Here is a 1,246-nt window from a genome sequence, read left to right on the forward strand (position 1 = left end):
CGATGCCGCACAGGGCGCGCAGACTCGGCACGGCGCTGTCGGCGGCGCCCTCCTGCGCCTCGTAACGCGCCTCGCACGAGCTGCGGCGGGTGGTGTGCTGCTCCGGGGCGTTGAGGACGACGGCGGGCTCCTCGGCCAGCCGGTGGGAGCTGCGCAGCAGCGCCGCGAGGGTGCCCGACACCGTGACGGCGGCGTCCGCGCAGGGCACGTACTCGCGCTCGTGCGCCAGATGGGCCGGCAGCCACCGCACATCGTTCTGCCAGGGCCGGACGCCGGGCAGATACTCGTGCGCGTCCCACACCAGCTTCACCGGCCGCCCCTCGGCCGCCGCACGGATCTTGGCGCGGGCTCCCACGCCCAGCATCCGGAAGTCGTGGGCGTGGATGATGTCGGGCCGCAACTCGTCCACCACCCGGCCGTAGGCCAGCTCGAAGTCGTAGAGGCTCGGCCACAGCCTGCGCCAGCAGCGCTCCTTGAGGGTGCGCTGCCACCAGGCCACTGCCGCGCGATCCAGCAGTGTGCCGGTGCCGCGCAGCGCGGTCCTGCGGTCGAGCTGCCGGGTACGGAAACCGACCCAGCGCTGGACGAGCCGGGCCGCGGCGCGCGGCAGCGCGAGCCGGGCGGCGGCGTACGGCCGGACGAGCCGGGCGGCGGCACGGGGGAGCGCCACGGGGGACGGGCGGCGGCTGCGGGCGAGGGCTCCGGTGGCGGCGGCTCCCGCGGTCAGCGCGGCGCGCCGGGTGCGCAGTTCGTCGCGCCACGCCTTGACCCGCTGCACCCGGTAGGGCGCGGTGCCCGGCCGGTAGGCCAGCGGCCGGGTCAGCAGCGGGCGGCGCGCCGTGCGGGGCGGGTGCGCCAGCGGGGTGGGTACCGGCAGCAGCCGTACCTGGGCCGGGCCGATGCGCCAGGAGGCGGGCCGCCCGTCGGGGGACCGGCCCAGCAGCGTCACCTCCCACCCGGCCTCGGCGGCCGAGCGGGCGGTCTTCTGCACCCGGGAGTCACCGACCACCCCGTTGCACACCAGCATCACGATCCGGCCCCGCCGCCCGGCGGGCCGCTCCGGTGCCGGGGTGTCGCTCGTCCCGGGGCCGCTGTCGAACTCCACGGCTTCCCCTCTCTGTTGTCGGCTGCCGCTCTCTGTCGTCGGCTGCCGGCCGCTGCGGCCTCAGCGCAGGAAGCCGTCCAGTACATCGGCCGTGTAGGTGCCGTCGTGGTAGGTGCGCACGTACTCGGCGGACTCCTGCGC

Annotated in this window: 1 protein-coding gene; it reads right to left on the minus strand. The window is 76.6% G+C overall.

Annotation, left to right across the window (positions count from 1 at the left end; genetic code table 11):
* On the minus strand, window positions 1-1,105 hold a 1,105-nt coding region (locus tag ACFXIV_RS48075), incomplete at its 3' end, for a glycosyltransferase family 4 protein (protein ID WP_379421560.1).
* Window positions 1,106-1,246 lie beyond the last annotated feature (141 nt).

The sequence above is a fragment of the Nocardia sp. NPDC059236 genome, assembly GCF_042754085.1.
GTDB lineage: Bacteria > Actinomycetota > Actinomycetes > Mycobacteriales > Mycobacteriaceae > Nocardia.